The sequence below is a fragment of the Kosmotoga olearia TBF 19.5.1 genome, from assembly GCF_000023325.1.
In the GTDB taxonomy this organism is placed as follows: Bacteria; Thermotogota; Thermotogae; order Petrotogales; family Kosmotogaceae; genus Kosmotoga; species Kosmotoga olearia.
This window is the reverse complement of sequence record NC_012785.1, coordinates 1,838,418-1,864,982: the sequence shown is the minus strand read 5'-3', so window position 1 is coordinate 1,864,982 and position 26,565 is coordinate 1,838,418. Positions and strand designations below refer to the sequence as shown.

Here is a 26,565-nt window from a genome sequence, read left to right as displayed (position 1 = left end):
TTATGGAATACAGAGAAGCTCTGGAGTACCTTTATTCTTCGAGACCGTACGGAAAAATCAAGTACGGTCTCTTTCGTATTGAAGAATTGATGGAACGCCTGGGGAACCCTCAAGAAAGCTATCCTACCATACACATAACAGGTACAAACGGGAAAGGAAGTGTAGCAACGATACTCAAAGGGGTTCTCGAAGCCCATGGATTACACGTTGGTATGAATATATCACCGCATATCGTTTCCTTCAGGGAGCGAATTCAATTAGACAACAGGTACATAACAGAAGAAGAGGTATGTGAAACCCTGAAAGAAATTCTGCCAGCAATTGAAACGATGGATAAAAAAGGGCCAGAATATGCCCCGAGTTTCTTTGAGGTTGTAACCGCCATGGCCTTCCACTTTTTCAGAAAGAAAAAGGTGGATGTTGCCGTCATCGAAGTTGGCTTAGGCGGTAGATACGATGCAACCAATATCATTAAGAAACCTCTTGTTTCAGTCATAACAACTGTTTCTCTGGATCACAAAAACATACTGGGGAAGAACGAAGAAAAAATTGCTATTGAAAAAGCCGGGATCATCAAAGAAGGTGTTCCGGTTGTTTCAGGTGTAACACGTCCTTCCATTCGATATACAATCGAAGAAAAAGCCGGTGAAAAGAACGCTCCTTCATACTTTCTATGGAAAGATTTTCAGGTTGAGACGAAGGAATTAAAAATCAATGAAAACGTGTACAATTATTCTGGAGAGGAAACGTACCCCAACCTGGTCCTCTCTTTGAACGGTACCCATCAGGCAAGAAACCTGGCGGTAGCTATGAAAACCTTAGAGATCGCTTTTAATGGATTGAAAAAGAAGATCGATAATGCCAAACTGCGAGACAGCCTCAAAAAAACAAGCTGGCCCGGAAGGTTTGAGGTTTTAACCCATAAAAACAGGAAAATAATCCTTGATGGTGCTCATAATATCGACGGTGCTTATGCTCTACGGAACAGTCTTGAGATTTACTTCCCCGGTCAAAAGCTCGATATAATTTTCGGAAGTCTCGATGACAAAGACTACGAAAGCGTGATTTCAATTCTTGCACCTATCTCCGGGAAAGTTGTCGTAACAAAGGTTCCGAGTCACAGAAGCATAAATCCCGAGCGGGTGCGGGAAATATGGAAAGTGTACCACGGTAATGTTGAGTTTATAACGGAACCGGATAGAGCCTTTGAAAAATTTTTCAACAGCACACAAAATACTTTACTCATCACGGGTTCTCTGTATCTGGTGAGTTATCTTAGAAATCTAATCGTTGAGGGAGTTGGAGATATTGATAAAAGGCGTTGAAGGAGAAATAACAGAGATATCCGGAAACGAGGTCACACTGAAGGCAGGACAGTTCTATCTGAACATTCTGTGTTCGACCAATACAATAAAGGAACTTTCACTGTCGGCAAAGGTTCATCTTTTGACGTACCTTTCTTTCTCAGCCGACAGGGCCCCTGAAATATACGGCTTCAAAGACCGTGCGGAATATAACGTCTTTTTAATGCTGTTAAAAGCGAATAAGATAGGCCCAAAAATGGCTTTGAAAATTCTCTCTGCAACTTCTCCGGAAATGCTTCAGAAGATGATAGCGTCAAAAGACATTTCCGGGCTTTCCAGATTGCCAGGATTAGGTAAAAAAACCGCCGAAAGGCTGGTTAGTGAACTTTACGATCTCGTAAAAGACTATGCGGTAGAGTTCCCGAAAGAACTGAGTGACGTTTCTGAAGACGCGGTCGGCGCGCTGACCGCTCTGGGATTCGATATGACAAGCGCCAAATTGGCTGTAAACGAGGTCCTGAAAGAGCAAACGGTAGAAAATACCCAGGAATTGGTAAGGAAAGCTCTGAGAAAACTAAATAAGACCCGGTAAAACATCTGCTTCCGCTGATTTATCATTTGAATTATACTGTTAATAGGGGGGATGTGAGATGACCGCAATTATTTTAGCGGCAGGACTTGGAAAAAGGATGAAATCCGAAATCCCGAAGGTGGTACACTCCATTCTCGGTTTACCAATGATAAATTGGGTTCTGAGAGCGGTCAAAAAAGCAGGAATAGAAAACATTATAGTAGTTACAGGATATAAAGCCGAGATCGTCGAAGCACTGTTACCTGAGGATGTTAAGACCGTAAGACAGGTAAAACAGCTTGGAACCGGACACGCTGTCATGGTAGCCCAAGATGCTGTCATGGATGATGAGGTCATAGTACTCACGGGTGACGCACCGTTAATATCCCCTGAAACCCTCATAAACCTATATAAAATAAGGCGCGAAAAAGATTACGACGTTGTCGTCGCAAGTACCTTTCAAGAGGACCCAACAGGATACGGAAGAATAGTGAGGGAAAATGGTAAGCTCAGAATCATAGAAGAAAAAGACGCTTCTGAGGAAATAAAGAGAATCAAAGAAATAAACAGCGGTATTTACGTTTTCAAAAGTGACTTTTTAAAAGACGCGTTGAAGAAAATTAACAATAACAACAACCAAAAAGAATACTATCTAACTGATACAGTTGCCCTGGCTGAAAAAGCCACGGCACATGTGATCGAAGACCCAACGGAGGTCCTTGGTGTTAACAACCGGGTACAACTCGCTGAGATCCAAAAGATAGCGCAAAAAAAGATAAATGAGAGGTTGATGCTAAACGGCATAACAATTGTGGATCCCGACACAACATATATTTCACCTGATGTTGAGATTGGACAGGATACGGTTATTGAACCCATGACCTTCATACTCGGGAAAACAAAAATAGGTAATAATTGCCTCATTGGACCAATGACCAGGATCATCGATTCAAGCATCGATGACAGCGTCTCAATCATAAGGTCTGAGGTGGAACAGGCTATCATAAAATCAGGAGCACGGGTAGGACCTTTTTCAAGATTGAGACCCGGAACAACGCTTCTGGAAAACACGAAGATAGGAAATTTTGTTGAAGTCAAGAAATCTACCATAGGTCGCAATAGTAAAGCACAGCACCTCACATATCTTGGAGACGCTACAATCGGAGAAGATGTAAATATTGGTGCTGGAACGATAACCTGCAACTATGATGGTGTTCGCAAACATCAGACCATCATTGAAAATAACTCTTTCATAGGAAGTAACTGTTCTCTTGTCGCCCCGGTAAAAATCGGCGAGGGTTCAGTTGTTGGTGCTGGTTCGGTTATTACCGATGATGTTCCACCATATTCTCTAGCCCTTGGAAGAGGAAGGCAGGTAATCAAAGAAGGTAGATATAAAAACAAGGAGAAAGGGGAATAATTATGCCTTTTCAGCCAAATGAAATGAAGGTTTTTTCCGGTTCCTCAAACCGGCAGCTTGCGGAGAAAATTGCGAAATATATAGGAATAGACCTCGGAAAATGTGAAGTTGAGAGATTTGCTGACGGGGAAATTAACATAAGGGTAGATGAAACGGTTAGAGGTCACGACATTTTTATTATCCAGCCAACCTGCCCTCCGGTAAACGAAAATCTGATGGAACTCCTCGTAATGATGGATGCGTTGAGAAGGGCTTCCGCAAAAAGCATTACAGCTGTGATCCCTTATTATGGTTATGCGCGCCAGGATAGAAAAGCAAGGGGACGGGATCCTATAACAGCGAAGCTTGTAGCAAACCTTCTCACCATTTCCGGGGCTTCAAGAATAATGACCATCGATCTGCACGCCGAGCAAATACAGGGTTTTTTCGACATTCCCGTGGATAATCTATGGGGGTTCCCGATCTTCAAAAGACACCTCGAAGAAAAAACGGATATCTCCAAAAATAACTTAGTCGTGGTTTCTCCTGATATCGGTGGAGTAAAACGCGCAAGCAAATTCGCTGAAAGGCTTGGTGTTCCTCTTGCAATATTGGACAAAAGAAGACCAAAGGACAACATCGCAGAAATCGTTCACGTAATTGGTGAGGTGGAAAACAGGACAGCTGTAATCTTTGATGATATAATAGACACCGGTCGCTCGTTGGTGGAAGCGGCGAAAATGATAAAAAATAAAGGCGCAAACAAGGTTTATGCGTGTGCTACACACGCCGTTTTATCAGGAAAAGCAAAGCAGTTAATCTCAGATTCACCCATTGAAAAGGTTTTTATAAGCGATACCATTCACCATCCCGAACTCCCTGAAAAGTTTGAAGTGGTTTCTATCGCTGGTTTGCTTGGTGAAGCGTTAATGAGAGTAAGAAAGAATCTTTCAGTAAGTATTTTGTTCAGATAGAGGAGGGATTCAGATGCACGAAGTAAGGTTACCTGCAGAAAAGCGTGATACTTCTGTCAAAGCAAAGGACCTTTTGAAGAACGGTAAGATTCCTGCTGTTGTCTACGGACCTGATGTAGAGTCTTTCCCGATTTCTGTGGACAAAGTTGAGGTTATGAGACATATCAACCACATCGTTGAAACGACCCCCATCGTTTTCGAGATCGAGGAAAACGGTGAAAAAAAAGAATACCACGGATTCCTGAAAGCTGTGCAGCGTGACAGAGTAAGCGATGCAATCATCCACATGGATTTCTATATCCCCGCAAAAGGGCACAAAATGGAAATCCACATACCTATCCATTTCATCGGTAAAGCAAAGGGTGTCGAAAAGGGTGGTATTCTTGAGCACATAATCACCCATTTGCCCGTTGAAACACTCCCAAGTACTATAGTAGAAGCTCTTGAGGTTAATATAGAGCACCTTGATCTTGGAGACGTTTTAAGGGTCAAAGACATTCCACTCCCAGAGGGTATGAAGGTACTCGCTGATCCTGAAGAGCCTGTCGTTGTTATCGAAGTACCACGCTCTATGCTGGCAGAGGGAACCGCTGCCGAGAAGGAAGAGGAAGCGGAACCTGAAGTCATTGAAAAGGGAAAGAAAGAGGAAGAAGAGGAATAAATGCTGGTCTTTATTGGACTGGGTAATCCTGGCCCACGTTATGTTCTCACACGGCATAACGTGGGCTTTCTCTTCGTGGACGAGTTACTGAAGAAATTTCAAATTGGAAGTAGTTACAGAGCAGAAACCTATGAAGCTTTCAAATTAAAGTCACAATCACCTGCAATCGCTGTCAAGCCTCTCACCTATATGAACAACAGCGGGATCGCCGTAAGGGATCTAATCCGCGATTTTGGATTGTCTCAGAACGACAGGCTTATCGTAATTTATGATGATGTCTGGATACCACTCGGCCGCCTGAGGATCAGGGAACGCGGAAGTGACGGGGGACACAACGGGGTAAAATCAATCATATCTTCTCTTGGAACCCAGGAATTTTCCAGAATCAGGATTGGAATCGGTCCCAAGCCTGATGACATTGACATGGTTTCCTATGTTCTCGGGGAATTTACAGATTCCGAATTAAAGGTATTGTGGAAAGTTCTTGATCTCGCGATATCAGCCGCTCAAGAGATGTTCGCTGCGGATTTTAAGAAAGTCATGTCCCGCTACAACTCTATAGGGGTGGAGTAGACTTATGAGGTTCAACCTGAAAGCTCCCTTTGAACCAAGGGGGGATCAACCCGAGGCGATAACCAGGTTGGTGGAAGGTTTAAGGCGAGGAGACAGGTTTCAAACTCTCCTTGGAGTCACGGGTTCAGGTAAAACCTTTACCATGGCCAGTATTATAGAACGGGTTCAGCAACCGGCTTTGGTTATCTCCCCCAATAAGGCACTGGTAGCTCAGCTTTACAGGGAGTTCAGGAGCTTTTTCCCTGAGAACAGGGTTGAACTCTTTATCAGTTACTATGACTACTATCAGCCAGAAGCCTATATTCCTACCAAAGACCTTTATATCGAAAAAGATGCAGATATAAATGATTTGTTGGCAAGAATGAGAATCTCCGCACTGAAATCCGTGCTGACACGCAAAGATGTCGTTGTTGTTGCCAGTGTCTCCGCTATTTACGCCAGTGGAGACCCCAGGGATTTCCAGGAGCTGAACATATCACTGGAAATAGGTCAGAGGATTCCCAGAAATGAACTTGCCTTAAAACTAGCAAGTATACAGTACTCACGATCTGAAGACATCTCAAGTGGAGGTGTTTTTCACCTCCGGGGTGATGTTGTTGAGATCTTCCCTCCTTATGAAGACTATGGTATAAGAATATATTTCTTCGATGATGAAATCGAGCGAATTATTTCCTTCGATCCAATGAACAGGAAAACTCTCGAGGAGTTTGATAGGATTATCATATACCCTGCCAAAGAATTCGTCACCACCGAAGAAAAGATAAAGCATGCGGTCAAGGAGATCGAAAGAGATCTGGAATTACGTGCGAAAGAACTGGAGAAGAACGGCAAATATCTTGAAGCACAGCGTTTAAAACAAAGAACCCTGTACGATCTTGAAATGCTAACAACCCTCGGTTACTGCTCTGGCATCGAAAACTATTCGCGGTATTTCGATGGAAGAAAACCCGGTGAACCACCCTACACAATTTTAGACTATTTTGATAAGAGCGAAATGATCGTATTCCTGGATGAATCACATATAACCGTTCCACAAATCAGAGCTATGTATCATGGTGACCATTCTCGAAAGAAGAACCTTGTGGAATACGGATTCCGCCTTCCGTCAGCTTTTGATAACAGACCTCTCACATTTGAGGAGTTCTTAGAAAGTGTTGGACAGATAATTTTTGTGTCAGCCACTCCGGGAGATTACGAACTGAGTGTTTCCACTCAGATTGTTGAGCAGCTCATAAGACCAACCGGTTTGATCGACCCGGAGGTGGTTGTCAAACCTACTCAAAATCAGGTAGATGATTTCATAGAAGAAGTACAAAAGGTAATAGAAAGAGGTGAACGGGCACTTGTTACGGTACTGACAAAAAAGGCTGCCGAGATGTTCAGTGCTTACCTCAACGAACTCGGTATAAGAGCTGAATACCTGCATTCAGAACTCGATACGGTTGAAAGGGTTGAGGTACTGAAAAAACTAAGGGAAGGCAGCGTTGATGTGGTTGTCGGCGTAAACCTGCTCAGGGAAGGGCTCGACCTACCTGAGGTCTCCCTTGTTGCTATAATGGATGCGGATAAAGAAGGTTTTCTGCGCTCAGAAACGACCTTAATTCAAACCATAGGAAGGGCAGCAAGAAATATCAACGGGAAGGTCCTGCTGTATGCTGACAGGATAACAAATTCCATGAAACGTGCCATCGAAGAGACTAATCGGAGAAGAATGAAACAACTCATGTATAATATAGAACATGACATAAAACCTGAGAGTATCGTTAAACCCCTGTACGAAAATATTTTTGAAGAGTTTGCTGACAACGAAGAAAAGATAGAAATCGCCAAAAACACCTACCTTGATGGCATTCTTGCGTTGAAAGAGGATCTTGAAGCTGAAGAATACCTTGCACTACTGGAAGAAGAGATGTGGAGGGCCTCAAGTGAACTACGTTATGAGGATGCAGCGATGTTACGTGACGAGATGCTCAGAATCAAGCGAGAAACAAAGAAAGACAACATTTAAGGGGCTGATCATATGAAAATCGTCGCTACAAACAAAAAAGCACGCTTTCAGTACCATATTCTCGAGACCTATGAAGCAGGTATACAGCTACTGGGAACCGAGGTTAAATCCTTAAGAAATGGTTCAGCTTCCATATCGGAAGCTTTCTGCAAGTTTGAGGACGGAGAGCTCTTTCTAATAAACGCAAACATTAGCCAGTATAGTCATGGAACACACTGGAACCACGATCCTTTAAGGAAAAGGAAACTTCTTATGCATAAAAGGGAGTTGCTTCGAATCGCTCAAAAAGTCAAAGAACGTGGATTGACACTGATACCTACAAAAATATACTTCAACGACAAAGGTATCGCGAAAGTGGAGATTGCCCTGGCAAAAGGAAAACGGCTTTACGACAAACGTGAAGATATAGCGAAGCGTGATCTGGAAAGGCGTCTTAAAAGGCGTGTTGACTATTGAAAACAACACCCATCGAACGATTTTAGGTATCAACCTGTCGAAAATATGAGAACAGTGGTTATGATCAATAGACTGGGGGTGTTTTTGTGAGGAAAACTATTTTCCTGGTTTCGTTCCTGCTTGTAATCGTTGCTTCTTTTGCTGGCATTTTGGAACTCGCACCAATGCTACCATCAGATTCTCAGATGATAATAGTGGTAGAAAACCTACCAGGTTCGTACGCGCAATTCAAAAAGCTGACTCTTGGCGACAGCTTGCTCAACCAGCTGGCTCTGGAACAGACAATAAGTCAGCAGATAGAACTGGTTGCTTACAACAATGGTGTTGATCCTTCATCGGTGTATGCAGCGTTGTCCGGTGACCTGGCAATTGCTTCATGGGCTACCTCCGAAAATGAATACAAAATGATAATAATTCTTGGCCCTATAAATAATCCCAAAAGTGTTGCTTCCGCTCTAAAAAAGGTGCTCGATTTCTTTTTACCCTTTGAATTTGAAATACTGGTCGACTCGAACTATCTGTTTATTGGTAATGTTACCGAATATGCCAATTTGAAAAAAGGCATTTCCGTTGATGCATTGACTGGTGATCTCGAACCCGGCATTTCTTATTTATATATGCGCAACACCGACATCCTTTCAAGAATGTCCTTCAGATACAGTGACAACCTCCTATTAGGCCAGGGCTACACAATACCTCTATCCGATAAAGCGAAAGAACAAGTCAAGACGCTCTTCTCAGGAATGTCAATAAACGATCTGGAAGAGCTACCACATCTACCTCTTGCTGGATTCATGTTCCGTGCAAATGACCTTCCGGAAGCTGAAGAACTTTTATCCACACAATTGAATTTCTCTCTCATGTCCGAAAAATTGGGCATCTCACAGGATATCCTGAAAAGCATTTCCAGGAATTTAACCGGCACAATCCTCGTTGATATAGATCTCCCCATGGAAGAACTATTTAACAACCTCTTCGCTGCCCAACAATCAAATGGAAACGCTAACACCGCCCCTACTCTCCCCGTTAAAACCATAAGCCGCATCGGATATATGGGAACTCTCGAAGAAGTTAAAAACGCGCTATCTGCCAAAGAAGTGGATGTCACTATCAATGAGGACGTGCTGAAGACCGATAAAAATGTGTTCATATGGAAAAACAACAGATGGCTTTATACCTCAAATCTCGATAAGTCTGAAGCCTATTCTGCTCTTGACAATTCAACGCCTTACACACAAAGTTCTCTGTATCAAAGTTTTTTGAAACTTATGGCAAAAGATAGGTTTTTAACCTTCTTTATGGATACAGGCTATATACTTTCAGCACTCTTCGGTACGGAAATACAAAGTGGAATAATGTCAGCGGCATGGTATTCAGATGTAAACACCCGGATTGAAGGACTAATGGTTATTAAGTAGTAAAAAAAGCCCCCAACAGGCTGAGCGGAGAGCGGATGGGGGCAAGGAACATCTCGTAAAAAATTATACCATCTTCTCCGAAGATAGTCAAGCGTATACTGAGGTGGTCTCTATGAGGGTAGATCTTTTTCTTAAAAAGAACAGAATCATAAAAAGAAGAACCCTTGCCAAGCAAGCGGTTGAAAAAGGCTACGTTCTTAAAAACGGCCACACAACCAAACCCGGAGTAGCCCTGAAGCCCGGAGACGAGCTAAAAGTTATTTTTTCAAATAGAGTTATATCGTTGAAAGTTACCGAGGATTTCAGTGCAGAAATCATCGAAGAGGTCAGGAGATGAATTCTCCTGACCTTATTTTATGAACGTCTCCACGCTCGTCCATAATTGTCATATAGTCTGAGGCTATTTTCAATATCGTTCCCTTTATCTTCATTCCGGAATTGAGACTAACAGCAACTACGTCACCTTCGCGATATGCCAGATATTTCTTCCATCTTCTCGTTAGATAGCCGCTCTTTTTTTTCATTACATATCGGCTCCTCAAAGCATCAATTTTTTTCAACAAAATAGCCAGCAACAAAGATACATCCATTTCCTTTCCTATAACATCTTTCAAGGAAATACCCGTTTCTTTCAATTCTTCGGGCAGATCATTGTTCACGTTTAGACCGATCCCCGCAACGATACCGGCAATTCTGGTGCCTTTGAAAATCACTTCTGTTAAACTTCCTGCCAGCTTTCTGTCGGAAACAACAATATCATTTGGCCACTTTATTTTTGCCGGGCAGCCGATTCTCTGAAGGGTCTCGACAACGGCAACTGAGATGACTTTGGTGTAGAGATTTGGATCCCTTAACAAGCGTGGTTTGAACACTACCGAGAACCACAGTCCCCCTTTTGGGGAAATCCATCGTCTCTTGAATCTCCCGTATCCACCCGTTTGTTCCAGAGCCCAAACAACACTTCCGGACGGCAGCTTATCTATGTTCGAAATGGCATATTTGTTGGTGGATTCAAGTACTGAAAAAGATATCAGTTTCTCTCCTACTTTCATTTCATCAACCCCTTGGGGTCATTTCCGGAAATTCCTTCACATGCACATCGAGTTGGGGGAAGGGGATGGATATTCCTTTTTCTTTCAACTTGCTATAAATTCTTTCTGCAACAGCATTTTGAACATCAAAGTAGTTTTTCCTTTCAAACCAGAAATAAAGCCTGAAATCAATACTGGAAGACTTGAATCCATCGAAAACGACAAAGTTAGAAACACCCGTTTGCACTATCATTTCCTCCTCATCGAGGACCTCCTGCAGGAGTTTCAACGCAAGACCTATATCCGTCTCGTAAGGAAGAGCCACAGTCATCTCCATACGCCGAATATTTCCGGGCCAGTAATGAACGATTGGATTGGTCCAGACGATCTTATTTGGTATCAGAACCTTCTTTCCATCGAATGTTCTGATGTGGGTGTGGTTTATATTGACCTGCTCAACTATGCCAACATCATCCCCGACTTTTACAACGTCGCCTTCCTTTATCGTACGGCCAACCAGAAGGAAGAGCCCCGAAGCAAGGTTTTCCAGCGGTTGCTGAAGGGCAAACCCAACAATGATCCCGCTAACACCTATTCCCGTAATTATTGGTACGAGATCTTCAAAGATGAGAGAAAGGATTATCATCGCGGCTATGAGAAAGAAAACTATATTGAGTATCAATCGAACAGTATTGGGTGCCTTTAATGGAGTCCCTCTCTTTTCCGAAACTGCGGAGACAATCTTAAAAATCGTTTTTGAGATATAAAAGGATATGCCTAAAACAGCCAGACTCAATCCAATCTTTATAACAACGTTCACCCAGTTATTCATCAAAACCACCACTCTCAAAAACATTTTCCGGTCCCGGGAATTCCCCGTTCTTCACCTCTTCATTGTACTTCTTCAGGGCATCAACGATGTCCTTTCTCAGATTGGCGTATCTCTTGACGAATCTCGGCGAGAATTCCGTATTGATTCCCAGCAGATCATGCCATACAAGCACCTGCCCGTCACAATACCTACCAGCACCAATACCTATCGTAGGAACGCTGGTCTCTTCCGTAAGCTTTTTTGCTATTCCCTCAACAACCAGCTCGAGAACAATGGCAAACACTCCCGCTTCTTCCAATAGCTTGACGCCTTCCAATAATCGTTTAACACTTTTATCGGTCTTTCCCTGCACACGATATCCGCCTATTACGTTAACATGCTGGGGTGTCAACCCAAGGTGCCCCATCACTGGTATGCCAAAATCCACCAGTTTCTTCACAAGCCCCGCAACCTCGGCGCCGCCTTCAAGCTTCACAGCGTTTGCACCAACCTTAATAAAACGCCCGGCGTTTTCTATCGCCTTTTCTTCAGAAACCTGGTAAGACAAAAAGGGCATATCCGCTATAACAAAGGTGTTCGGCGCACCCCTTCTCACGGCCGAAACGGCGATAAGCATCTCCTCCATTGTCACCGGTAAGGTATTTTCATAACCGAGTATAGTATTACCATAAGAATCTCCAACAAGAATCATATCTATACCGGCTTCTTCTGCCATCTTAGCCTGAAAGTAACTGTAAGCTGTCACCATGGAAAGCTTTCGCTTGCCCTTTGAATTAATTATCTGCCTTATGTTCAAGGTTTCCCCTCCCCTTGAAACTGATTATCGTTTTGCTCAAAAGTTCGTAAAGTTCCGAAAGATCCTGTGATAGTTTTTTCAATTCCTCAGTTTCTTTTTTTATAGTTTCTACATCATTCCTGATCGCAGGGCCAGTTAGAGTACCTATCAGATCCTCGCTTTTGATCCTTTCAAGAATTACGGACGCATAGTTTGATACTATTCTACGCGCTGTTTCATCAGGCAGTCCCGCTTCAACATACAGTCGCCTCGAGATTTCAAACAGCACCTGCGTGAAATTGGCTGAAAAGACCGCGGCCGTATGGTAAAGAACCTTGTCTTTCTTCCCAATAATTGACACTGAAAGACTCGCTTTGTGCAAAAAATTTGTTAAAAATCTCAAGCCTTTTTCATTTCCTTCTATGATACAGTCCACATTTCTAATACGTCTCAAGGCTTTTTCAGGATCAGAAATCGATATATTAGGATGCAGGCTCCCAACACCCTTTCCAGCCTTTGCGGCTTCCTCAAAAAGAGCGCTACTGTGTGCACCGCTGAAATGAAAGAAATATTCGGGTGATGTATTTTGCTCCCATATTCTGAGGAAAACGTCCCGAATAGCGTCATCATTTACAGAGATGAATACTGCACCGGAAAGCTCTTTCAATAATTCCATTCCACCTGCAATGGCTCCCGGTACTCTTTTTGATAGTTCAACCGCTTTTTCAGGAATGCAATCGATAATGAATTTTACGGGATAACCAAGTCCTTTGAAAAAAATAGCAAACATTGACCCGGAACGACCTGCACCAACAAAGGATATCTCTTCGCTCACAAAACCTCGCCTCACATTCAGACCTTTCACAAAAGACTTTACCGGAGAAAAAAATATAATAACCCTTCTGATGATAGAATTATACAACGTGGGAAGAAGGTAAACTACCCTTTAGAACCCTGGAACATCTTCCAGAAAGGTTGTGAACGGTATGAAATGTAAGAAATGCGGAGCTCAGGCAATTATACATCTCAAACAACATAATATAGCTCTATGTGCGAAACATTATGAAGAGTTCTTTCTCTCAAGAGTGAAAAAGGCTATACACATGTTCAAGATGTTCGATAAATCCTCTAAAATTCTTGTCGCCGTATCCGGTGGCAAGGACAGCCTTGTTCTCTGGGACGTTCTTTACAGACTTGAATATCAAACCGAGGGACTCTATATAGATCTCGGTATCGGAAGTTATTCCGAAACGTCCAAAGAAAAAGCAAAAAGCTTCGCGAAATCAAGGAACCTCACCTTGCATATTGAAGATGTCAGGAAATACCTCCATGGACTTTCCACACCTGAAGCGGCATGGAAGATGCGTCGCAAAACCTGCTCTGTCTGCGGTCTTGTTAAACGCTATATCATGAATAAATTCTCCCACGAAGGCGATTATAAAGTAATCGCCACAGGGCATAATCTGGATGACGAGGCAGCCACACTGCTCGGAAACCTGCTTCACTGGCAAACCGGTTATTTGGGAAAGCAATATCCTGTACTTCCAAAAACTCATGAAAAACTCACTCCAAAGGTAAAGCCATTGATTCTTGTCACGGAGAAGGAGGTTGCCACCTTTGCCATTATGAAAGGAATAGAATACATCTTCGAGGAGTGTCCTTCCGCAAGGGGAGCTTCTTCTATCGTATACAAGAGACTGCTGAACGATCTCGAGTTATCGCAACCTGGCGCAAAACAACGGTTCCTCATGGATTATTATAAAAACAAAGGGATATTCGATAATGCCGAAGAAGATTCTGTCAAACTAAACGAATGTTCAAGGTGCGGTTATCCAACAACACAAGAAGTGTGTTCATTCTGTAAACTCACTGAACGCCTGGAGCAAAAGCTAAATGAAAAAAGAACATGATGTGATTCTCTTTCTGTCCTACATAATTATTTTAGTTTTCGGGCTGACCATTCTATACAGCGTAACATGGGGGAGGAGATTCTCCTATCTCTTTTACAGACAACTTTCCTGGGATATACTATCCGTCGGCGTGTTCTTCCTATTCAGCAGAATAAAAAGAAAATTCTGGGAAGACAACGCCGTTTATCTTTTGTTGCTTTCTTTTGGGTTACTCGTCGTTGTTTTATTGACACCACCCGTCGCAGGTGCAAACCGCTGGCTGGATCTTGGAATCGCGAGCTTTCAACCTTCAGAACTCGCAAAATTATCTATCGTTATGTTTCTCGCCTGGCTTTATACAAAGGACCAGACTCTGAAAATCGGAATAATCGGATTTTTTACAACCATTGCGGCTTCCTTTCTTGTTTTTATCGAACCGGACTTTGGTACAGCCCTCATGCTTTTCGCGTTGTGGTTCGTTATTACTTTTGTTAGTGCTAAATTTGACAGGCTCCTGATCGCTTCTTTCATCATCATAATAGCGGTTTCTCCCTTCGTGCTATTCTTTGGCTTGAAAGAATACCAGTTGAAGCGAATACTGAGTTTTCTCAATCCAGCAGCTTATTCAAGGGAGGCCGCTTACAATACAATCCAGGCAATGAGGGCAATAGGTTCCGGCGGATTCTCCGGAAAAGGGTTCTTACAGGGTGATATGAGCAGGTACGGGTTCGTTCCTGAAAATCATACAGACTTCATTTTCTCAGCCGTCGGGGAACAATTTGGTTTTTTGGGTTCCGTTTTGCTTATAGCACTCTATACCGTTCTGATATGGAGAATATGGAAGACAGCAAAAAACACCCATTCTGAATTCATGGCTCTCGTATCTACAGGCTTTTTAACCATTATTCTCTTCCACATTATCGAAAACATCGGAATGAATCTCGGGCTTTTCCCGGTCACCGGTATCCCCCTGCCCTTCATCAGCTACGGTGGCAGTTCTGCCCTTTTCTTCTCAGCACAGCTCGGCATGATATACGGAGCTTCTGAAAAAACTGCAAAGACATAGTTTTCCTCCACTTGCGCTATAATTGAAAAGAATAAAGAGGGGAGGTAGCGAAATGAAACTCGTAGAATCTGTTCCTAACTTCAGCGAAGGAAGAAGAAAAGAGGTTATTGAAGGGATAGTGAACGAAGCCCGTAAGATCAGAAGGGTATGGATACTCGATTATTCAAGCGACCCTGACCACAATCGTTCAGTGGTGACACTGGTGGGAGAACCTGAACCATTGCTCGAAGCACTTTTCAAGATGACAAAAAAGGCAGCTGAGCTCATTGACCTGAGAAAGCACACAGGCGAACACCCAAGAATGGGAGCAACTGATGTCATACCGCTTGTTCCCATAATGAATGTCACGAAAGATGAATGTATTAGCTTATCCAGGATCCTCGGCGAGAGAATCGGCAATGAACTCAATATACCTGTTTATCTATACGAACAATCCGCAACCTCACCCACCCGTGAAAACCTTTCTAACATAAGAAAGGGCGAATTCGAGGGCTTTTCTGAAAAAATAAAAATGAAAGAGTGGAAACCAGATTTTGGTCCTGACAAAGTTCACCCTTCCGCGGGTGTTGTTGCTGTCGGTTGTAGAGAGTTCTTGATAGCTTTTAACGTAAATCTTGGAACAGACAATATCGAGGTCGCGAAGAAAATAGCAAAGGCCGTCAGACATATAAGCGGTGGGTTCAGATACGTCAAAGCCCTGGGATTCAAACTCGAGGAAAGAAAGATCGTTCAAGTGTCCATGAACCTTACGAACTTCAAAAAGACACCAATTCACCGCGTTTTTGAAGTTATAAAACTGGAAGCTGAAAGATACGGTGTTCCCATCGTTGGTTCAGAAATTGTGGGACTCATCCCGCTGAATGCTCTGAGTTCCGTTGCTGATTTCTATCTCAGACTGGAAAAATTTGATTCCAGTACCGTACTGGAAAACAAGATTCTTCAGAAGATAGTAGAGGAGGAATGAGTGTGAGGGTTGACCTCACAATAACAAACCTTTCAGAAATAGTTTCTCCAAAAGGCAAACCACCTGTCTGCGGCAAAAATATGTCGCAGCTCTCAATTCGAAAGAATAAGAATATAGCTATAAAAGATGGAAAAATCGTTTATATTGGTTCTGAAATCCCCCCGGCTCTGCGAACAATAAACGCTAATGGCGCAATCGCCCTTCCGGGACTTGTGGATCCCCACACCCACATTCCATTTACCGGTAACCGGGCTCATGAGTTCATAATGCGGCTTCACGGAAAAAGCTACATGGAGATCATGCAGGCGGGAGGTGGCATATTATCCACTGTTAAGGCAGTAAGAAAGGCCTCACTCAAAGAACTTGTTTTAAGAGGAGCATATGCACTGAATGAGATGCTAAAGCTGGGAGTTACCACCGTTGAGGGGAAAAGCGGTTACGGGCTAGAAAAAACAGCTGAAATAAAGCAATTGAAAGCATTGAAATTATTAAACAAAGTTCAACTTGTTGACGTTATCCCGACCTTTCTTGGGGCACATGCTTTACCAGAAGAATTCGAAGACAAGAAGGAGTATCTAAATTACCTTTCCAACATGCTCAAGGATGTGAGAGAATATACTGACACGGTAGATATTTTCTGTGAAAAAGGAGTTTTCGAAGTCGAGGAATCGAGGGAATTCCTTGAAAGAGCTAAAGCCATGGGTTTCCGCTTGAGATTGCACGCCGATGAATTGGCACCCTCCGGGGCTGGTAAGCTCGCCGTTGAACTCGGAGCGGTATCCGCAGACCATCTCATATCCGCTGATGACGAAACCCTCGAGGCTATCTCTAAAAGTGCAACAACAGCTGTTATCCTTCCGGGAACATCTTTCTTTCTGAAAGAACGTTTCGCCAGAGGTAGAAAGATGATAGATCTGGGAAGTGCTGTTGCTCTGGCTTCTGATTTTAACCCTGGTTCGTGCAATATATACGATCCTTATTTGATCATGCACCTGGCTGTTACCCGGTGTGGCTTGGAAATCGAAGAAGCTGTCACTGCTTACACCATAAACGCCGCTCATATTCTGAACCTTTCTAACAGGAAAGGAAAGATAGAAGAAGGGTACGATGCTGACATTGTTTTATTGGGACTAAATTCCTATACTGAAATCCCTTACATGTTTTCACGAATTACTGTTGTTTCTGTAATAAAATCAGGCAGAGTGGTTTTCCATGAATCTTGAAATCTATCTAACGGGTAAAGTGAAAACCAAATTCATTTTAGAAGGTGTGGAACAATATCTAAAATGGATTAGACCATATCATAAAATTAAAATAACGTCTTTCCCTCTAGCCGGCAGCACATCGGCCAACAGGGATCAAATAAAGAAAAAAGAAGGCGAACGCTACCTCAAAGCGTTGCAAAATGAAAAGAACGTTGTTGTGCTTCACGAGCGCGGTGAAGAACTGAGCTCTATGGAATTTGCAACTTTTATAAAAAAGTGGCAAAATAGTGGTACGAGGAAGCTCATATTCATAATCGGAGGGCCTCTGGGGTTCAGTGATAACGTGCTTTCACAAAACTGGAAGAAATTATCGCTGTCACGAATGACCTTCACCCACGAAATGGCCCTTCTTGTCTTACTTGAACAGCTGTACAGAGCTGAAACTATAAACCGTGGAATGATTTATCATTATTGAAAAACAACCGATATTTTTTTGGAGGTGGAACAAGAGTGGAAGAACCTGCCAGTAGTGGTGATCCTTTATCTATTATCATTAATCTCATTTTTTTGATTTTCCTGCTGTTTCTTTCTGGGGTGTTTTCCGGTTCTGAGACTGCCCTCATGTCCGTCAGCAAGTTGAAATTGCGGAAGTACGCAGAAGACGAAAAAGATGACTCAAGAAAAGAAATGATAAACAAGTACATCGAACAACCAAACAAGATGCTGACAGCAATCCTTGTTATGAACAATCTCGTGAATATCCTTGCTTCAGCTGAGGCCACACTGTTAGCTCTTAAGTTGTTACCAGAAACGTCGGAGGGTGTTGCTGCTGCAGTCGTCACAGGTATAATGACCTTCCTGATACTCGTTTTTGGAGAAATTACACCGAAGATATACGCAAGGGAGAATACAGAAAAAGTATTTAATAGTGTTATAGGTCTCATTTCCTTTATTACGATCGTACTCAAACCTGTGATATGGCTTCTTGTGAGTCTATCGAATTTCTTCATAGTCATAATCGGGGGAAAATCAATGCGAGAGACGCCTTTTATCACTGAAGATGAGATCATATCCGCTGTTGATGTTGGACACAAAGAAGGTGTCCTTCAAGATCAGGAAAGACAGATGATGAAACGTTCGCTGGAGCTTAAGGATATTTCGGTAAGGGAAATCATGACACCAAGGGTTGAAATGGTATGCATGGAAGAGAATGAATCTCTTATGGATCTAATGAAAGTTGTCGAGGATGAGGGCTACTCGAGGATACCTGTTTATAGGGAAAACATTGACAGGATCGTGGGCGTTTGTTATGCCAAAGACCTTTTCAGGTACATCATCGATACCAATGACGAGAAAGAAACCCTTGAAAAAACTCCGGTAAAAGAGATGATGCGACAACCATATTTCGTCCCTGAGACAAAGAAAGTTGACGACCTTATGAAAGAATTTAAGGAACAGAAAATACACCTTGCGATTGTCGTTGATGAATACGGCGGAACCGCTGGATTGGTTACAATGGAAGACATTCTTGAAGAACTCACCGGTGAAATCCTGGATGAATACGATATCGAAGCCGAAGAAATTACCATCAAAAAGGTGGGTGATAATGTTTATATAGTTGATGCCATGACACCCATCAACGACCTTGAAAGGGAACTCGACGTAAAGTTCCCGGAAACAGAATATGAGACCATCGGGGGATACCTGCTTGAGATCCTTGAAAGGTTCCCGGAAATTGGCGAACGTATTGTGGTCGGAGATTTCATTTTTGAAATCCTTGCCGCAGGAAAAAAGAAGATCGAAAAAATCAGACTAATAGTAGATCGGGGGAAGAAAAATGTTGCAGAAAGACCTGGAGAAAAAACTGATAGAAATGGCAACAAAGGCTAAAGAAAGGTCCTATTCTCCTTATTCCAACTTTGCCGTTGGAGCAGCACTGCTGACAGAAGATGGCGAGATATTTCTCGGAACAAACATCGAGAATTCTTCTTTCGGCCTGACGATCTGCGCTGAACGTTCCGCGATCTTCTCGGCTGTTTCTTCCGGGAAACGGAAATTCAAAGCCATCGCGATAATAGGTTCACAGGATGACCCCACGCCACCCTGCGGGGCTTGCAGACAGGTTATGGCAGAGTTCGGAGATTTCGATGTAATTCTTGTGGGAAAAGAGAAAATCATCAGAACATCTGTTTCAGAATTGCTACCTTTACAATTCAAACTGAATGAGGATGAGTGATATCTATGGAAAAATCTCTGGGTTTTAAAACATATTTCGAAGGAAAAGTGGTAAAACTCGAAAAACACGAGGTAGAGTTAGAGAATGGTTCAAAAAGCTTCCGCGAAGTGGTAAGACACCCGGGTGCCGTTGCTGTTGTAGCCCTTTTAGAAGACAGGGTATTGATGGTTAAACAGTACAGATTTCCCGTTGAAGATGATCTGCTGGAAATTCCGGCTGGAAAACTCGAAATGGGTGAGGATCCCCTAGAATGCGCTAAAAGAGAATTAATGGAAGAAACAGGTTGCTCACCAAAAAAAATAACGCTTATGACTCAGTTATACACCTCCCCGGGGTTCTCTGATGAAAGGATATATCTTTATCTGGCGGAAGTAGAGCGTAACTCCGCACCCAATCCGGATGAAGACGAGATAATCGATGCCATCGAAATGCCTTTTGAAGAAGTTCTTCAGCTCATTTTAGAAGGAAAGATAAGGGATGGTAAAACCATTGCCGGAATTCTCTTTGCTGATAGAATTAGAAATAGGTGGTGATATACAATGATCAGAGTAAGATTCGCGCCAAGTCCCACAGGATATTTGCACGTGGGTGGTGCAAGAACGGCGTTATTCAATTATCTCTTTGCAAGGCATACCGGTGGAACATTCGTTTTGAGGATAGAGGACACCGATATCGAAAGATCAACAAAAGAATCTGAAGAGAAACTGATGGAATCTCTCCTCTGGCTCGGAATTTCCTGGGACGAAGGTCCAGATGTTGGTGGCCCTTATGGCCCTTACAGGCAGAGCGAGCGAACGAAGATCTATCGTGAACACTGTGACAGACTTATCAAAGAAGGGAAGGCCTATCCAGTATACGCTTACCCTGAAGAAATTGAAAAAATACATGATGAACTGCTTGCACAAGGCAAGCCGCCTCACTATTCTGAAGAATTGTTTAAACAATTTGATACACCTGAAAGGAGAAAAGAGCTGGAAGAGCGCGGCCTCCAACCGGCGATCTTCTTCAAGATGCCACGAAGGGAGTTCGTGTTCATAGACATCGTAAAAGGGAAAGTTGCTTTTAAAGAAGGGTCGATAGGTGACTTCGTTATACTGAGGTCAAACGGCCTTCCAACGTATAACTTCGCCGTGGTTGTAGACGACATGACGATGAAAATTACACACGTTATTCGTGGCGACGACCATCTTTCAAACACCTTGAGGCAACTCGCCATATACGAAGCCTTTGAGGTTGAAGCGCCTGCTTTCGCGCACGTTTCGACCATTCTCGGGCCTGATGGCAAAAAACTGAGCAAACGCCATGGACATACCTCCATCGAGGAATTCAGAGAAAAGGGGTTCTTGCCTGAAGCTTTCGTAAACTTTCTTGTTCTCCTTGGATGGTCTCATCCGGACGGTAAAGAGATCATGGACGAAAACGAAATGATTGAAAAGTTCTCACTTGAACGCTTGAATTCAAGTCCTGCGGTGTTTGACGTTACCAAGGCACGCTGGATGAACGGGGTTTACATACGCCAGACAAGTATAGAAAGAGTCACTGAGCTGGCTATCCCATATATCGTCAAGAAAGGGTATATGACGGAAGAACAAGCAAGAGCGAACATAAAATGGCTTAGAAAAGCCGTGGACTCTGTACGCAAAGGCGTCGAAACCCTTGAAGAAATTCCCGAAAAACTAGCCGTTTACTTCAAAGGACCTGAAACCATGAAGCTCTCGATTAAAACCGAGGAGGAAAAACAAGTCGCACTTGCCCTTAAAAAAATCAAAGAACGCCTCGACGAGCTCGACAGTTGGGACCATAAAATAGTAGTAGATGTTATTAGAAATGTGATAAAAGAGATTAAGCCAGACAGGAAGCTTTTCTATCACACCTTCAGGAAGGTTCTCACAGGTATGGACGAAGGGCCTGAACTCGTTGAAATTCTCTACCTGCTTGGAAGAAATAAAGTGATAGACAGAATAGATAGGGCGGTGGGTAATCTGTGCTGAGGATAACAAACACTCTCACAGGAAAAAAGGAAGAATTCATCCCGATAACCCCCGGAGAGGTCAGGATCTACGTTTGCGGACCCACGGTGTACAATTTTGTGCATCTCGGGAACAGCCGCCCCGCCATAACCTTCGATGCCTTCAGGAGATATCTCGAGTACCGGGGATACCGGGTAATTCTTGCTCAAAACTTCACCGATATTGATGACAAAATAATCATCAAAGCGAATGAGGAAGGTGTGGATGCGCTGGAAATCGCTGAGCGTTACATCGTTCAGTACTGGAAGGATTCTCTGGCTCTGGGGATAAGGCCGGCAAACTTCCACCCGAGAACGACTCATTTCGTAGATGAAATTATAGAATTCATACAGGATCTGATCGATAAGGGTTTTGCCTACGTTGTAGACGGCGACGTGTACTTTAATGTCTCGGAATTCAAAAATTATGGAGAACTATCTCACAGGAAACTCGAAGATATGATAGCAGGTGCGAGAATCGAGCCGGGTGAAAAGAAGAAATCCCCGGAAGATTTCGCATTGTGGAAAGCCGCAAAAGAAGGGGAACCTTTTTGGAACAGCCCCTGGGGACCCGGAAGGCCCGGCTGGCATATAGAGTGCTCGGTGATGTCAACATGCATCCTCGGCGAGACCTTTGACATCCATGCTGGTGGAGCTGATCTGATATTCCCGCACCATGAGAATGAAAAAGCTCAATCAGAAGCGCGACATGGCAAGACCTTCGCCAGGTACTGGATGCATAACGGCATGATGAGACTCGCGGGCTCCAAGATGTCAAAATCTCTCGGAAATTTCATCACGATAAAAGATGCCGTCAAAAAATATGGAAAGGACGCAATCAGATTGTTTATCTTCTCCAAGCACTACCGTTCGCCGATAGACTACTCTGAAGAGATGCTCGCTGAAAACCTGAGAGCGGTGAAAAGGGTAAACGCTATACTCCGGGATTTCGAAAAATCCGAAGGTGACAAACCACTGTTTTCAAAAAAGACGCCTTTCGTGAAGGAACAAATAGAACGTTTTATCGAAGCACTGGATGACGACTTTAACACCCCAAAAGCCGTTGCCTTGATGTTCGATCTGATCAATAAAATGGGTGAGACAAAAAACAGAAACAGAAAACTGGAAATCTATCATCTTATCCGAAATGAATTCGGCCCCGTTCTGGGAATACTCGAAAAGGACGAAGAGGTAAGTGCAAACATCGATGGTCTCGTAAAACTACTGATAGAGATACGCGCAGAATTCAAGAAGGATAAAAACTACGAGAAAGCTGATCAGATCCGAGATAGGCTCAACGAACTTGGAATAAAACTCATGGATACACCGGAAGGAACGAAGTACACTTTCTAAAGTTCTGGCGTTGCTGACGCTTGACAACTTCAATTGTCGATGTTAGAATTTACATCGTTGGAGGGTGCGTAGCTCAGTGGGAGAGCGCTTCCTTGACGAGGAAGAGGTCGTAGGTTCAATCCCTGCCGCACCCACCAAATAAAAAATGGGGAGACAAACTGTCTCCCCGTTTTTTATCTTCGAAATCACTTCGATTCTTTTATCTTCTGCATAACTTTGAGGATAATTGCTGCAATCTGTTTCCCCGTTCTGTTCGCAACCTCTATAACCTCTTCCGCTGTAAGAGGTTTCAAATCGTCAGGAACGGCTCTATCTGTGATGGCAGAAATCCCCAGGACACGCATTCCCGCGTGTTTAGCTACTATAACCTCCGGAACTGTGGACATTCCAACAGCATCAGCTCCAAAGCGTCTCAACATCCTGAGCTCTGCCGGGGTTTCGAAACTCGGCCCGGAAACACCAACGTAAACACCCTGATATACTCCGATACCAAGCTCCTTAGCACTAAGAACGGCTAATTCGCTGAGTTTTCTGTCATAGGGTTCACTCATATCCGGGAATCTTGGCCCCCATTTTTCAATATTGGGGCCAATCAGCGGGTTATTCCCCATGAAGTTTATATGATCCCTTATTATCATCGGATGACCTACTTCAAAATCGGGATCGAGTCCACCAGCAGCATTGGTAACCACTAAAATCTGGACGCCAAGTTCCTGCATGACACGTATCGGAAAAGTCACGGTACGCATATCATAACCCTCATAATAATGGAACCTTCCGTTCATAAGGATAACCGGTTGATCACTGATTTTACCAAAAATCAGTTCTCCTTTATGCCCGGGAGCTGTTGATTCTGGAAAGTCAGGTATCTCAGAATAAGGCACTGCAATGGGATCTTCGAGACTTTTGGATATATCACCCAAACCGGACCCAAGGATAATACCTATCTTTGGATTCTCAGGAAATCTCTCTTCGAGATAATGAGCTGAATTTTTTACCTTTTGAACATATTCCTGAATTTCTTTTTTGAGATCAAAAATAGACATTCTGTTTCCCTCCTCACTAATTCAACTTGTTAACTTCAATTAGATTATAACAAATCAGGAAAACTATGTCTGGACATGTTATAATCACAACCGAAATAGTCTATTTTGGTAACGAAAGGAGAATCGAATATATGCGTTTTTCACAGTTGTATGCCCCTACACTAAAAGAAGCACCTTCCGATGCCGATCTTGTAAGTATCAAACTTTTAATCCGGGGAGGATTTGTAAGGAAAAATGCAGCTGGAGTCTATACATATCTGCCGCTCGGACTCAGGGTATTAAAAAAAGTGGAGCAAATCGTCCGTGAAGAAATGGCAGCTATCGGTTGCCAGGAGATTCTCATGCCCATCATTCAGCCTGCGGAGCTGTGGTTCGAATCCGGAAGATGGGACGATTATGGTCCAGAAATGATGAAATTCAAGGATCGTCATGAACGTGATTTTACTCTCGGTCCAACACATGAAGAGTTACTGACAAGCATAGTAAGGAATGAATTAAGATCTTATAGACAGTTTCCTCTTTCTCTATTTCAAATAGCCAACAAATATAGGGATGAAATAAGGCCACGCTTTGGTTTGATAAGGGCACGAGAATTTCTCATGAAAGATGCATACAGTTTTCACACAGACTGGGAGTCTTTAGATAAAGCCTATAAAGATTTCTATAAAGCATATGGCAGAATCATGGAAAGAATAGGTCTTAAATATCTCGTCGTTGAAGCGGATACTGGCGCAATAGGCGGAGATGAATCACATGAATTCAACGCCCTAGCAGACACAGGCGAGTCAACGTTGCTTTACTGTGATTGTGGCTATGCGGCAAGTGACGAAAAGGCTGAATACATGATGCTCAGCGACGAAGATCCTGATGTTCAGGAAGAAAAGGCACTTGAACTGGTTGAAACACCCGGCGTCAGAACCGTACAGGAAGTTGCGGATTTCCTGAAAGTAACACCGGAGCAGATTGTAAAGTCCCTGCTGTACAGGGGCAAAGAAGGGTTCGTAATGGCTCTTATAAGAGGCGATCAGGAACTGAACGAATCCAAGCTTAAGGCACATTTGAAGGACCAGACCCTGACAATGGCAACTCTGGAAGAAGTTCTTGAAAACTTCGGCGTCCCGATAGGATTCATAGGGCCTGTGGGTATGAACGACAAGGTCAAAATCGTAGCCGATTTCACAGTAAAACCATTGAGAAATTTCGTTGTTGGTGGAATGAAGGAAGGCTATCACTATAAGGGCGTCTGTTTAGGTAGAGATTTTTCTGTTGATGAATGGTTCGATCTCAAACTAGCCGTTGAAGGCGATCCCTGTCCAAAGTGCGGAAAACCAATGAAGATGACCAAAGGTATAGAGCTAGGGCATATCTTCAAGCTCGGGACCAAATACTCCGAAAAGATGAACGGATATTTCACAGATGAAAATGGCGAAAATCATCCTTATATAATGGGATGTTATGGTTGGGGAATTTCAAGAACCATGAGTGCTGTTGTTGAACAGATGCATGACGAGCACGGTATGATATGGCCCCTTTCCATTGCACCCTTCCATATCATCATTACCATGGTGAATCCATCTCAGGAACAGATTTCTAAGGTTGGAGAGGAATTGTACGAACTTCTGAAGGAGAAATACGAGGTTCTCCTGGACGACCGGCAGGCTTCCCCTGGTGTTAAGTTCAAAGATGCAGACCTCATAGGAATACCTTTGAGGATCACCGTGGGTAAAAAACTCACAAAAGGGCTCATAGAACTGAAACTCCGGACCGAAAAACAACTCGTGGAAGTCTCTATCTCCGAAGGTTATGATTCAGTCCTTGAAACCGTGGAAAAACTGCTGAAAAAATACGATCCTGCAAAGGTGGCGGAGGTAGATTAACATGGGATTCCTTTCTAAGATAAAAGAAGGTCTGAAAAAAACCCGTGATAGCGTATTCAGCAAAGTCAAGAACATTCTAAGTCTCGAAAAACTTGATGCGGAAACCCTTGAGGAACTCGAAGAACTTTTAATTCTTTCAGACATGGGTGTTGAAACCGTTGAAGAGGTAATAGAGCGTTTAAAAGAAAAGGTCAAAGAAGTGAAAGATCCAAATACAGCTTTAAAAAAAGTTCTCATAGACATCCTGAAAGAAGAAGAAGAAGAAAAAAAGGAAGCACCCAAACCATACGTCCTGCTGATCGTGGGAGTTAACGGTACGGGAAAAACAACCACAATCGGAAAGCTTTCAAGGATTTTCAAAGAACAGGGAAAACGTGTTGTTTTGGCGGCGGCAGATACCTTCAGGGCAGCGGCCGTTGAACAGTTAAAGGTCTGGAGCGAACGAGTGGGAGCTGATTTCATTTCACAGGGCCAGGGAGCAGACGCAGCTGCCGTGGCTTATGATGCCGTTATGCACGCAAAAAGCAAGGGAAAGGACATTGTCATAATCGATACCGCCGGAAGGTTGCATACCCGACATAACCTCATGGAAGAGTTAAAGAAGGTTCATAGAACGATTGGAAGAGTCCTACCAGGTGCCCCTCACGATGTTTGGCTGGTTATAGATGCGACAACGGGGCAAAACGGGCTGGTGCAGGCGAAAAAGTTCGCTGAAACAGTTAACATCACGGGTATTGTTCTAACGAAACTCGATGGTACAGCCAAGGGCGGTATTGTTTTCGCAATAAAAAAAGAGCTTAAAACACCCGTTAAATACATCGGTGTTGGCGAAGGTGTCGATGATTTAAAACCCTTCGATCCGGAAGAATTCGTCGATGCCCTTCTGGCAACAGAAGAAGCCATGGATGCGGAGGTGTAA

The 26,565-nt window shown here is 43.3% G+C and carries 27 protein-coding genes and 1 tRNA gene; 23 read left to right on the top strand and 5 right to left on the bottom strand.

Annotated features, from left to right (window positions below):
* The first annotated feature begins 2 nt into the window (after positions 1 to 2).
* From KOLE_RS08775 to KOLE_RS08730, 10 genes are all read left to right on the top strand, one after another.
* Positions 3 to 1,325 carry a bifunctional folylpolyglutamate synthase/dihydrofolate synthase gene (locus KOLE_RS08775; protein WP_041288728.1) on the top strand — a complete coding sequence of 441 codons (1,323 nt, stop codon included), beginning with the start codon at positions 3 to 5 and terminating at the stop codon, positions 1,323 to 1,325.
* The gene (ruvA, locus tag KOLE_RS08770; protein ID WP_015869065.1) at positions 1,309 to 1,896 is read left to right on the top strand and encodes a Holliday junction branch migration protein RuvA; all 588 of its coding nucleotides are present in this window, start codon (positions 1,309 to 1,311) and stop codon (positions 1,894 to 1,896) included. Before KOLE_RS08775 ends, ruvA begins: the two co-directional genes overlap by 17 nt.
* A 58-nt stretch (positions 1,897 to 1,954) precedes the next feature.
* The gene (glmU, locus tag KOLE_RS08765) at positions 1,955 to 3,295 is read left to right on the top strand and encodes a bifunctional UDP-N-acetylglucosamine diphosphorylase/glucosamine-1-phosphate N-acetyltransferase GlmU (RefSeq protein ID WP_015869064.1); all 1,341 of its coding nucleotides are present in this window, start codon (positions 1,955 to 1,957) and stop codon (positions 3,293 to 3,295) included.
* A 2-nt stretch (positions 3,296 to 3,297) separates the two neighbouring features.
* Positions 3,298 to 4,248: a ribose-phosphate pyrophosphokinase gene (locus tag KOLE_RS08760; protein ID WP_015869063.1), complete on the top strand. Its 951-nt coding sequence runs from the start codon at positions 3,298 to 3,300 to the stop codon at positions 4,246 to 4,248.
* A 13-nt stretch (positions 4,249 to 4,261) separates the two neighbouring features.
* A complete protein-coding gene (locus KOLE_RS08755) occupies positions 4,262 to 4,909 on the top strand; it encodes a 50S ribosomal protein L25 (protein ID WP_015869062.1) in 648 nt (215 codons plus the stop codon).
* A 3-nt stretch (positions 4,910 to 4,912) separates the two neighbouring features.
* A complete protein-coding gene (gene pth, locus KOLE_RS08750) occupies positions 4,913 to 5,482 on the top strand; it encodes an aminoacyl-tRNA hydrolase (protein WP_369816080.1) in 570 nt (189 codons plus the stop codon).
* 4 nt (positions 5,483 to 5,486) lie between these two features.
* Positions 5,487 to 7,490 carry an excinuclease ABC subunit UvrB gene (gene uvrB, locus KOLE_RS08745; protein WP_015869060.1) on the top strand — a complete coding sequence of 668 codons (2,004 nt, stop codon included), beginning with the start codon at positions 5,487 to 5,489 and terminating at the stop codon, positions 7,488 to 7,490.
* Positions 7,491 to 7,502: 12 nt separating this feature from the next.
* Complete coding sequence (gene smpB / locus KOLE_RS08740) at positions 7,503 to 7,946, top strand: SsrA-binding protein SmpB (protein ID WP_015869059.1); 444 nt, start codon at positions 7,503 to 7,505, stop codon at positions 7,944 to 7,946.
* Between the two features lie 86 nt (positions 7,947 to 8,032).
* Positions 8,033 to 9,364, top strand: a complete 1,332-nt coding sequence (locus tag KOLE_RS08735; RefSeq protein ID WP_015869058.1) for a hypothetical protein — start codon at positions 8,033 to 8,035, stop codon at positions 9,362 to 9,364.
* Positions 9,365 to 9,476: 112 nt separating this feature from the next.
* Positions 9,477 to 9,701 carry a S4 domain-containing protein gene (locus KOLE_RS08730; RefSeq protein WP_015869057.1) on the top strand — a complete coding sequence of 75 codons (225 nt, stop codon included), beginning with the start codon at positions 9,477 to 9,479 and terminating at the stop codon, positions 9,699 to 9,701.
* Here KOLE_RS08730 and KOLE_RS08725 read toward each other — a convergent pair.
* The 4 genes from KOLE_RS08725 to KOLE_RS08710 are packed head-to-tail and all read right to left on the bottom strand — an operon-like array spanning position 9,691 to position 12,837.
* The gene (locus KOLE_RS08725) at positions 9,691 to 10,416 is read right to left on the bottom strand and encodes a biotin--[acetyl-CoA-carboxylase] ligase (protein WP_015869056.1); all 726 of its coding nucleotides are present in this window, start codon (positions 10,414 to 10,416) and stop codon (positions 9,691 to 9,693) included. The genes KOLE_RS08730 and KOLE_RS08725 overlap by 11 nt on opposite strands.
* Before the next feature lie 4 nt (positions 10,417 to 10,420).
* Positions 10,421 to 11,227: a mechanosensitive ion channel family protein gene (locus KOLE_RS08720; protein WP_015869055.1), complete on the bottom strand. Its 807-nt coding sequence runs from the start codon at positions 11,225 to 11,227 to the stop codon at positions 10,421 to 10,423.
* The gene (gene panB, locus KOLE_RS08715) at positions 11,220 to 12,023 is read right to left on the bottom strand and encodes a 3-methyl-2-oxobutanoate hydroxymethyltransferase (protein WP_015869054.1); all 804 of its coding nucleotides are present in this window, start codon (positions 12,021 to 12,023) and stop codon (positions 11,220 to 11,222) included. Before panB ends, KOLE_RS08720 begins: the two co-directional genes overlap by 8 nt.
* Positions 12,001 to 12,837 carry a Rossmann-like and DUF2520 domain-containing protein gene (locus KOLE_RS08710; protein WP_015869053.1) on the bottom strand — a complete coding sequence of 279 codons (837 nt, stop codon included), beginning with the start codon at positions 12,835 to 12,837 and terminating at the stop codon, positions 12,001 to 12,003. Before KOLE_RS08710 ends, panB begins: the two co-directional genes overlap by 23 nt.
* A 151-nt stretch (positions 12,838 to 12,988) precedes the next feature.
* On the opposite strand from KOLE_RS08710, the gene KOLE_RS08705 reads away from it, so the two are divergent.
* The 11 genes from KOLE_RS08705 (at position 12,989) to KOLE_RS08655 (ending at position 22,860) form a co-directional block, all read left to right on the top strand.
* Positions 12,989 to 13,912, top strand: coding sequence for a TIGR00269 family protein (locus KOLE_RS08705; RefSeq protein WP_015869052.1), 924 nt, complete (start codon positions 12,989 to 12,991; stop codon positions 13,910 to 13,912).
* The gene (locus tag KOLE_RS08700; protein ID WP_015869051.1) at positions 13,896 to 14,957 is read left to right on the top strand and encodes an FtsW/RodA/SpoVE family cell cycle protein; all 1,062 of its coding nucleotides are present in this window, start codon (positions 13,896 to 13,898) and stop codon (positions 14,955 to 14,957) included. Before KOLE_RS08705 ends, KOLE_RS08700 begins: the two co-directional genes overlap by 17 nt.
* Before the next feature lie 52 nt (positions 14,958 to 15,009).
* The gene (gene ftcD / locus KOLE_RS08695; protein ID WP_015869050.1) at positions 15,010 to 15,921 is read left to right on the top strand and encodes a glutamate formimidoyltransferase; all 912 of its coding nucleotides are present in this window, start codon (positions 15,010 to 15,012) and stop codon (positions 15,919 to 15,921) included.
* A gap of 2 nt (positions 15,922 to 15,923) precedes the next feature.
* Positions 15,924 to 17,144: an imidazolonepropionase gene (hutI, locus tag KOLE_RS08690; RefSeq protein WP_015869049.1), complete on the top strand. Its 1,221-nt coding sequence runs from the start codon at positions 15,924 to 15,926 to the stop codon at positions 17,142 to 17,144.
* On the top strand, positions 17,134 to 17,601 hold the full coding sequence (locus KOLE_RS08685) for a 23S rRNA (pseudouridine(1915)-N(3))-methyltransferase RlmH (protein ID WP_015869048.1): 468 nt from the start codon (positions 17,134 to 17,136) through the stop codon (positions 17,599 to 17,601). Before hutI ends, KOLE_RS08685 begins: the two co-directional genes overlap by 11 nt.
* A gap of 35 nt (positions 17,602 to 17,636) precedes the next feature.
* Positions 17,637 to 19,016, top strand: a complete 1,380-nt coding sequence (locus tag KOLE_RS08680; RefSeq protein WP_015869047.1) for a hemolysin family protein — start codon at positions 17,637 to 17,639, stop codon at positions 19,014 to 19,016.
* Complete coding sequence (locus KOLE_RS08675; RefSeq protein ID WP_015869046.1) at positions 18,964 to 19,362, top strand: cytidine deaminase; 399 nt, start codon at positions 18,964 to 18,966, stop codon at positions 19,360 to 19,362. The genes KOLE_RS08680 and KOLE_RS08675 overlap by 53 nt, the downstream gene beginning before the upstream one ends.
* A gap of 5 nt (positions 19,363 to 19,367) precedes the next feature.
* Positions 19,368 to 19,895, top strand: a complete 528-nt coding sequence (locus tag KOLE_RS08670) for an NUDIX hydrolase (RefSeq protein WP_015869045.1) — start codon at positions 19,368 to 19,370, stop codon at positions 19,893 to 19,895.
* Positions 19,896 to 19,901: 6 nt separating this feature from the next.
* Complete coding sequence (gltX, locus tag KOLE_RS08665) at positions 19,902 to 21,353, top strand: glutamate--tRNA ligase (protein ID WP_015869044.1); 1,452 nt, start codon at positions 19,902 to 19,904, stop codon at positions 21,351 to 21,353.
* A complete protein-coding gene (gene cysS, locus KOLE_RS08660) occupies positions 21,350 to 22,723 on the top strand; it encodes a cysteine--tRNA ligase (protein ID WP_041289015.1) in 1,374 nt (457 codons plus the stop codon). Before gltX ends, cysS begins: the two co-directional genes overlap by 4 nt.
* Positions 22,724 to 22,785: 62 nt before the next feature.
* Positions 22,786 to 22,860, top strand: a tRNA-Val gene (locus KOLE_RS08655).
* Between the two features lie 48 nt (positions 22,861 to 22,908).
* Here the strand turns inward: KOLE_RS08655 and KOLE_RS08650 are convergent.
* Positions 22,909 to 23,769, bottom strand: a complete 861-nt coding sequence (locus KOLE_RS08650) for a purine-nucleoside phosphorylase (RefSeq protein ID WP_015869042.1) — start codon at positions 23,767 to 23,769, stop codon at positions 22,909 to 22,911.
* Between the two features lie 131 nt (positions 23,770 to 23,900).
* Here KOLE_RS08650 and KOLE_RS08645 point away from each other — a divergent pair, with 131 nt between their 5' ends.
* Both KOLE_RS08645 and ftsY read left to right on the top strand, forming a co-directional pair.
* Positions 23,901 to 25,646, top strand: a complete 1,746-nt coding sequence (locus KOLE_RS08645) for a proline--tRNA ligase (protein ID WP_015869041.1) — start codon at positions 23,901 to 23,903, stop codon at positions 25,644 to 25,646.
* A gap of 1 nt (position 25,647) precedes the next feature.
* Positions 25,648 to 26,565, top strand: coding sequence for a signal recognition particle-docking protein FtsY (gene ftsY, locus KOLE_RS08640; protein ID WP_015869040.1), 918 nt, complete (start codon positions 25,648 to 25,650; stop codon positions 26,563 to 26,565).

What these genes read in the sequence shown, in the direction of transcription:
- KOLE_RS08705 (WP_015869052.1), top strand. Translation starts at nt 12,989, where the DNA reads ATGAAATGTAAGAAATGCGGAGCTCAGGCAATTATACATCTCAAACAA.
- KOLE_RS08755 (WP_015869062.1), top strand. Translation starts at nt 4,262, where the DNA reads ATGCACGAAGTAAGGTTACCTGCAGAAAAGCGTGATACTTCTGTCAAA.
- uvrB (WP_015869060.1), top strand. Translation starts at nt 5,487, where the DNA reads ATGAGGTTCAACCTGAAAGCTCCCTTTGAACCAAGGGGGGATCAACCC.
- KOLE_RS08645 (WP_015869041.1), top strand. Translation starts at nt 23,901, where the DNA reads ATGCGTTTTTCACAGTTGTATGCCCCTACACTAAAAGAAGCACCTTCC.
- ftcD (WP_015869050.1), top strand. Translation starts at nt 15,010, where the DNA reads ATGAAACTCGTAGAATCTGTTCCTAACTTCAGCGAAGGAAGAAGAAAA.
- KOLE_RS08650 (WP_015869042.1), bottom strand. Translation starts at nt 23,769, where the DNA reads ATGTCTATTTTTGATCTCAAAAAAGAAATTCAGGAATATGTTCAAAAG.
- KOLE_RS08685 (WP_015869048.1), top strand. Translation starts at nt 17,134, where the DNA reads ATGAATCTTGAAATCTATCTAACGGGTAAAGTGAAAACCAAATTCATT.
- KOLE_RS08730 (WP_015869057.1), top strand. Translation starts at nt 9,477, where the DNA reads ATGAGGGTAGATCTTTTTCTTAAAAAGAACAGAATCATAAAAAGAAGA.
- ftsY (WP_015869040.1), top strand. Translation starts at nt 25,648, where the DNA reads ATGGGATTCCTTTCTAAGATAAAAGAAGGTCTGAAAAAAACCCGTGAT.
- KOLE_RS08670 (WP_015869045.1), top strand. Translation starts at nt 19,368, where the DNA reads ATGGAAAAATCTCTGGGTTTTAAAACATATTTCGAAGGAAAAGTGGTA.
- gltX (WP_015869044.1), top strand. Translation starts at nt 19,902, where the DNA reads ATGATCAGAGTAAGATTCGCGCCAAGTCCCACAGGATATTTGCACGTG.
- KOLE_RS08725 (WP_015869056.1), bottom strand. Translation starts at nt 10,416, where the DNA reads ATGAAAGTAGGAGAGAAACTGATATCTTTTTCAGTACTTGAATCCACC.
- KOLE_RS08760 (WP_015869063.1), top strand. Translation starts at nt 3,298, where the DNA reads ATGCCTTTTCAGCCAAATGAAATGAAGGTTTTTTCCGGTTCCTCAAAC.
- KOLE_RS08720 (WP_015869055.1), bottom strand. Translation starts at nt 11,227, where the DNA reads ATGAATAACTGGGTGAACGTTGTTATAAAGATTGGATTGAGTCTGGCT.
- KOLE_RS08700 (WP_015869051.1), top strand. Translation starts at nt 13,896, where the DNA reads ATGAAAAAAGAACATGATGTGATTCTCTTTCTGTCCTACATAATTATT.
- glmU (WP_015869064.1), top strand. Translation starts at nt 1,955, where the DNA reads ATGACCGCAATTATTTTAGCGGCAGGACTTGGAAAAAGGATGAAATCC.
- smpB (WP_015869059.1), top strand. Translation starts at nt 7,503, where the DNA reads ATGAAAATCGTCGCTACAAACAAAAAAGCACGCTTTCAGTACCATATT.
- KOLE_RS08675 (WP_015869046.1), top strand. Translation starts at nt 18,964, where the DNA reads ATGTTGCAGAAAGACCTGGAGAAAAAACTGATAGAAATGGCAACAAAG.
- KOLE_RS08775 (WP_041288728.1), top strand. Translation starts at nt 3, where the DNA reads ATGGAATACAGAGAAGCTCTGGAGTACCTTTATTCTTCGAGACCGTAC.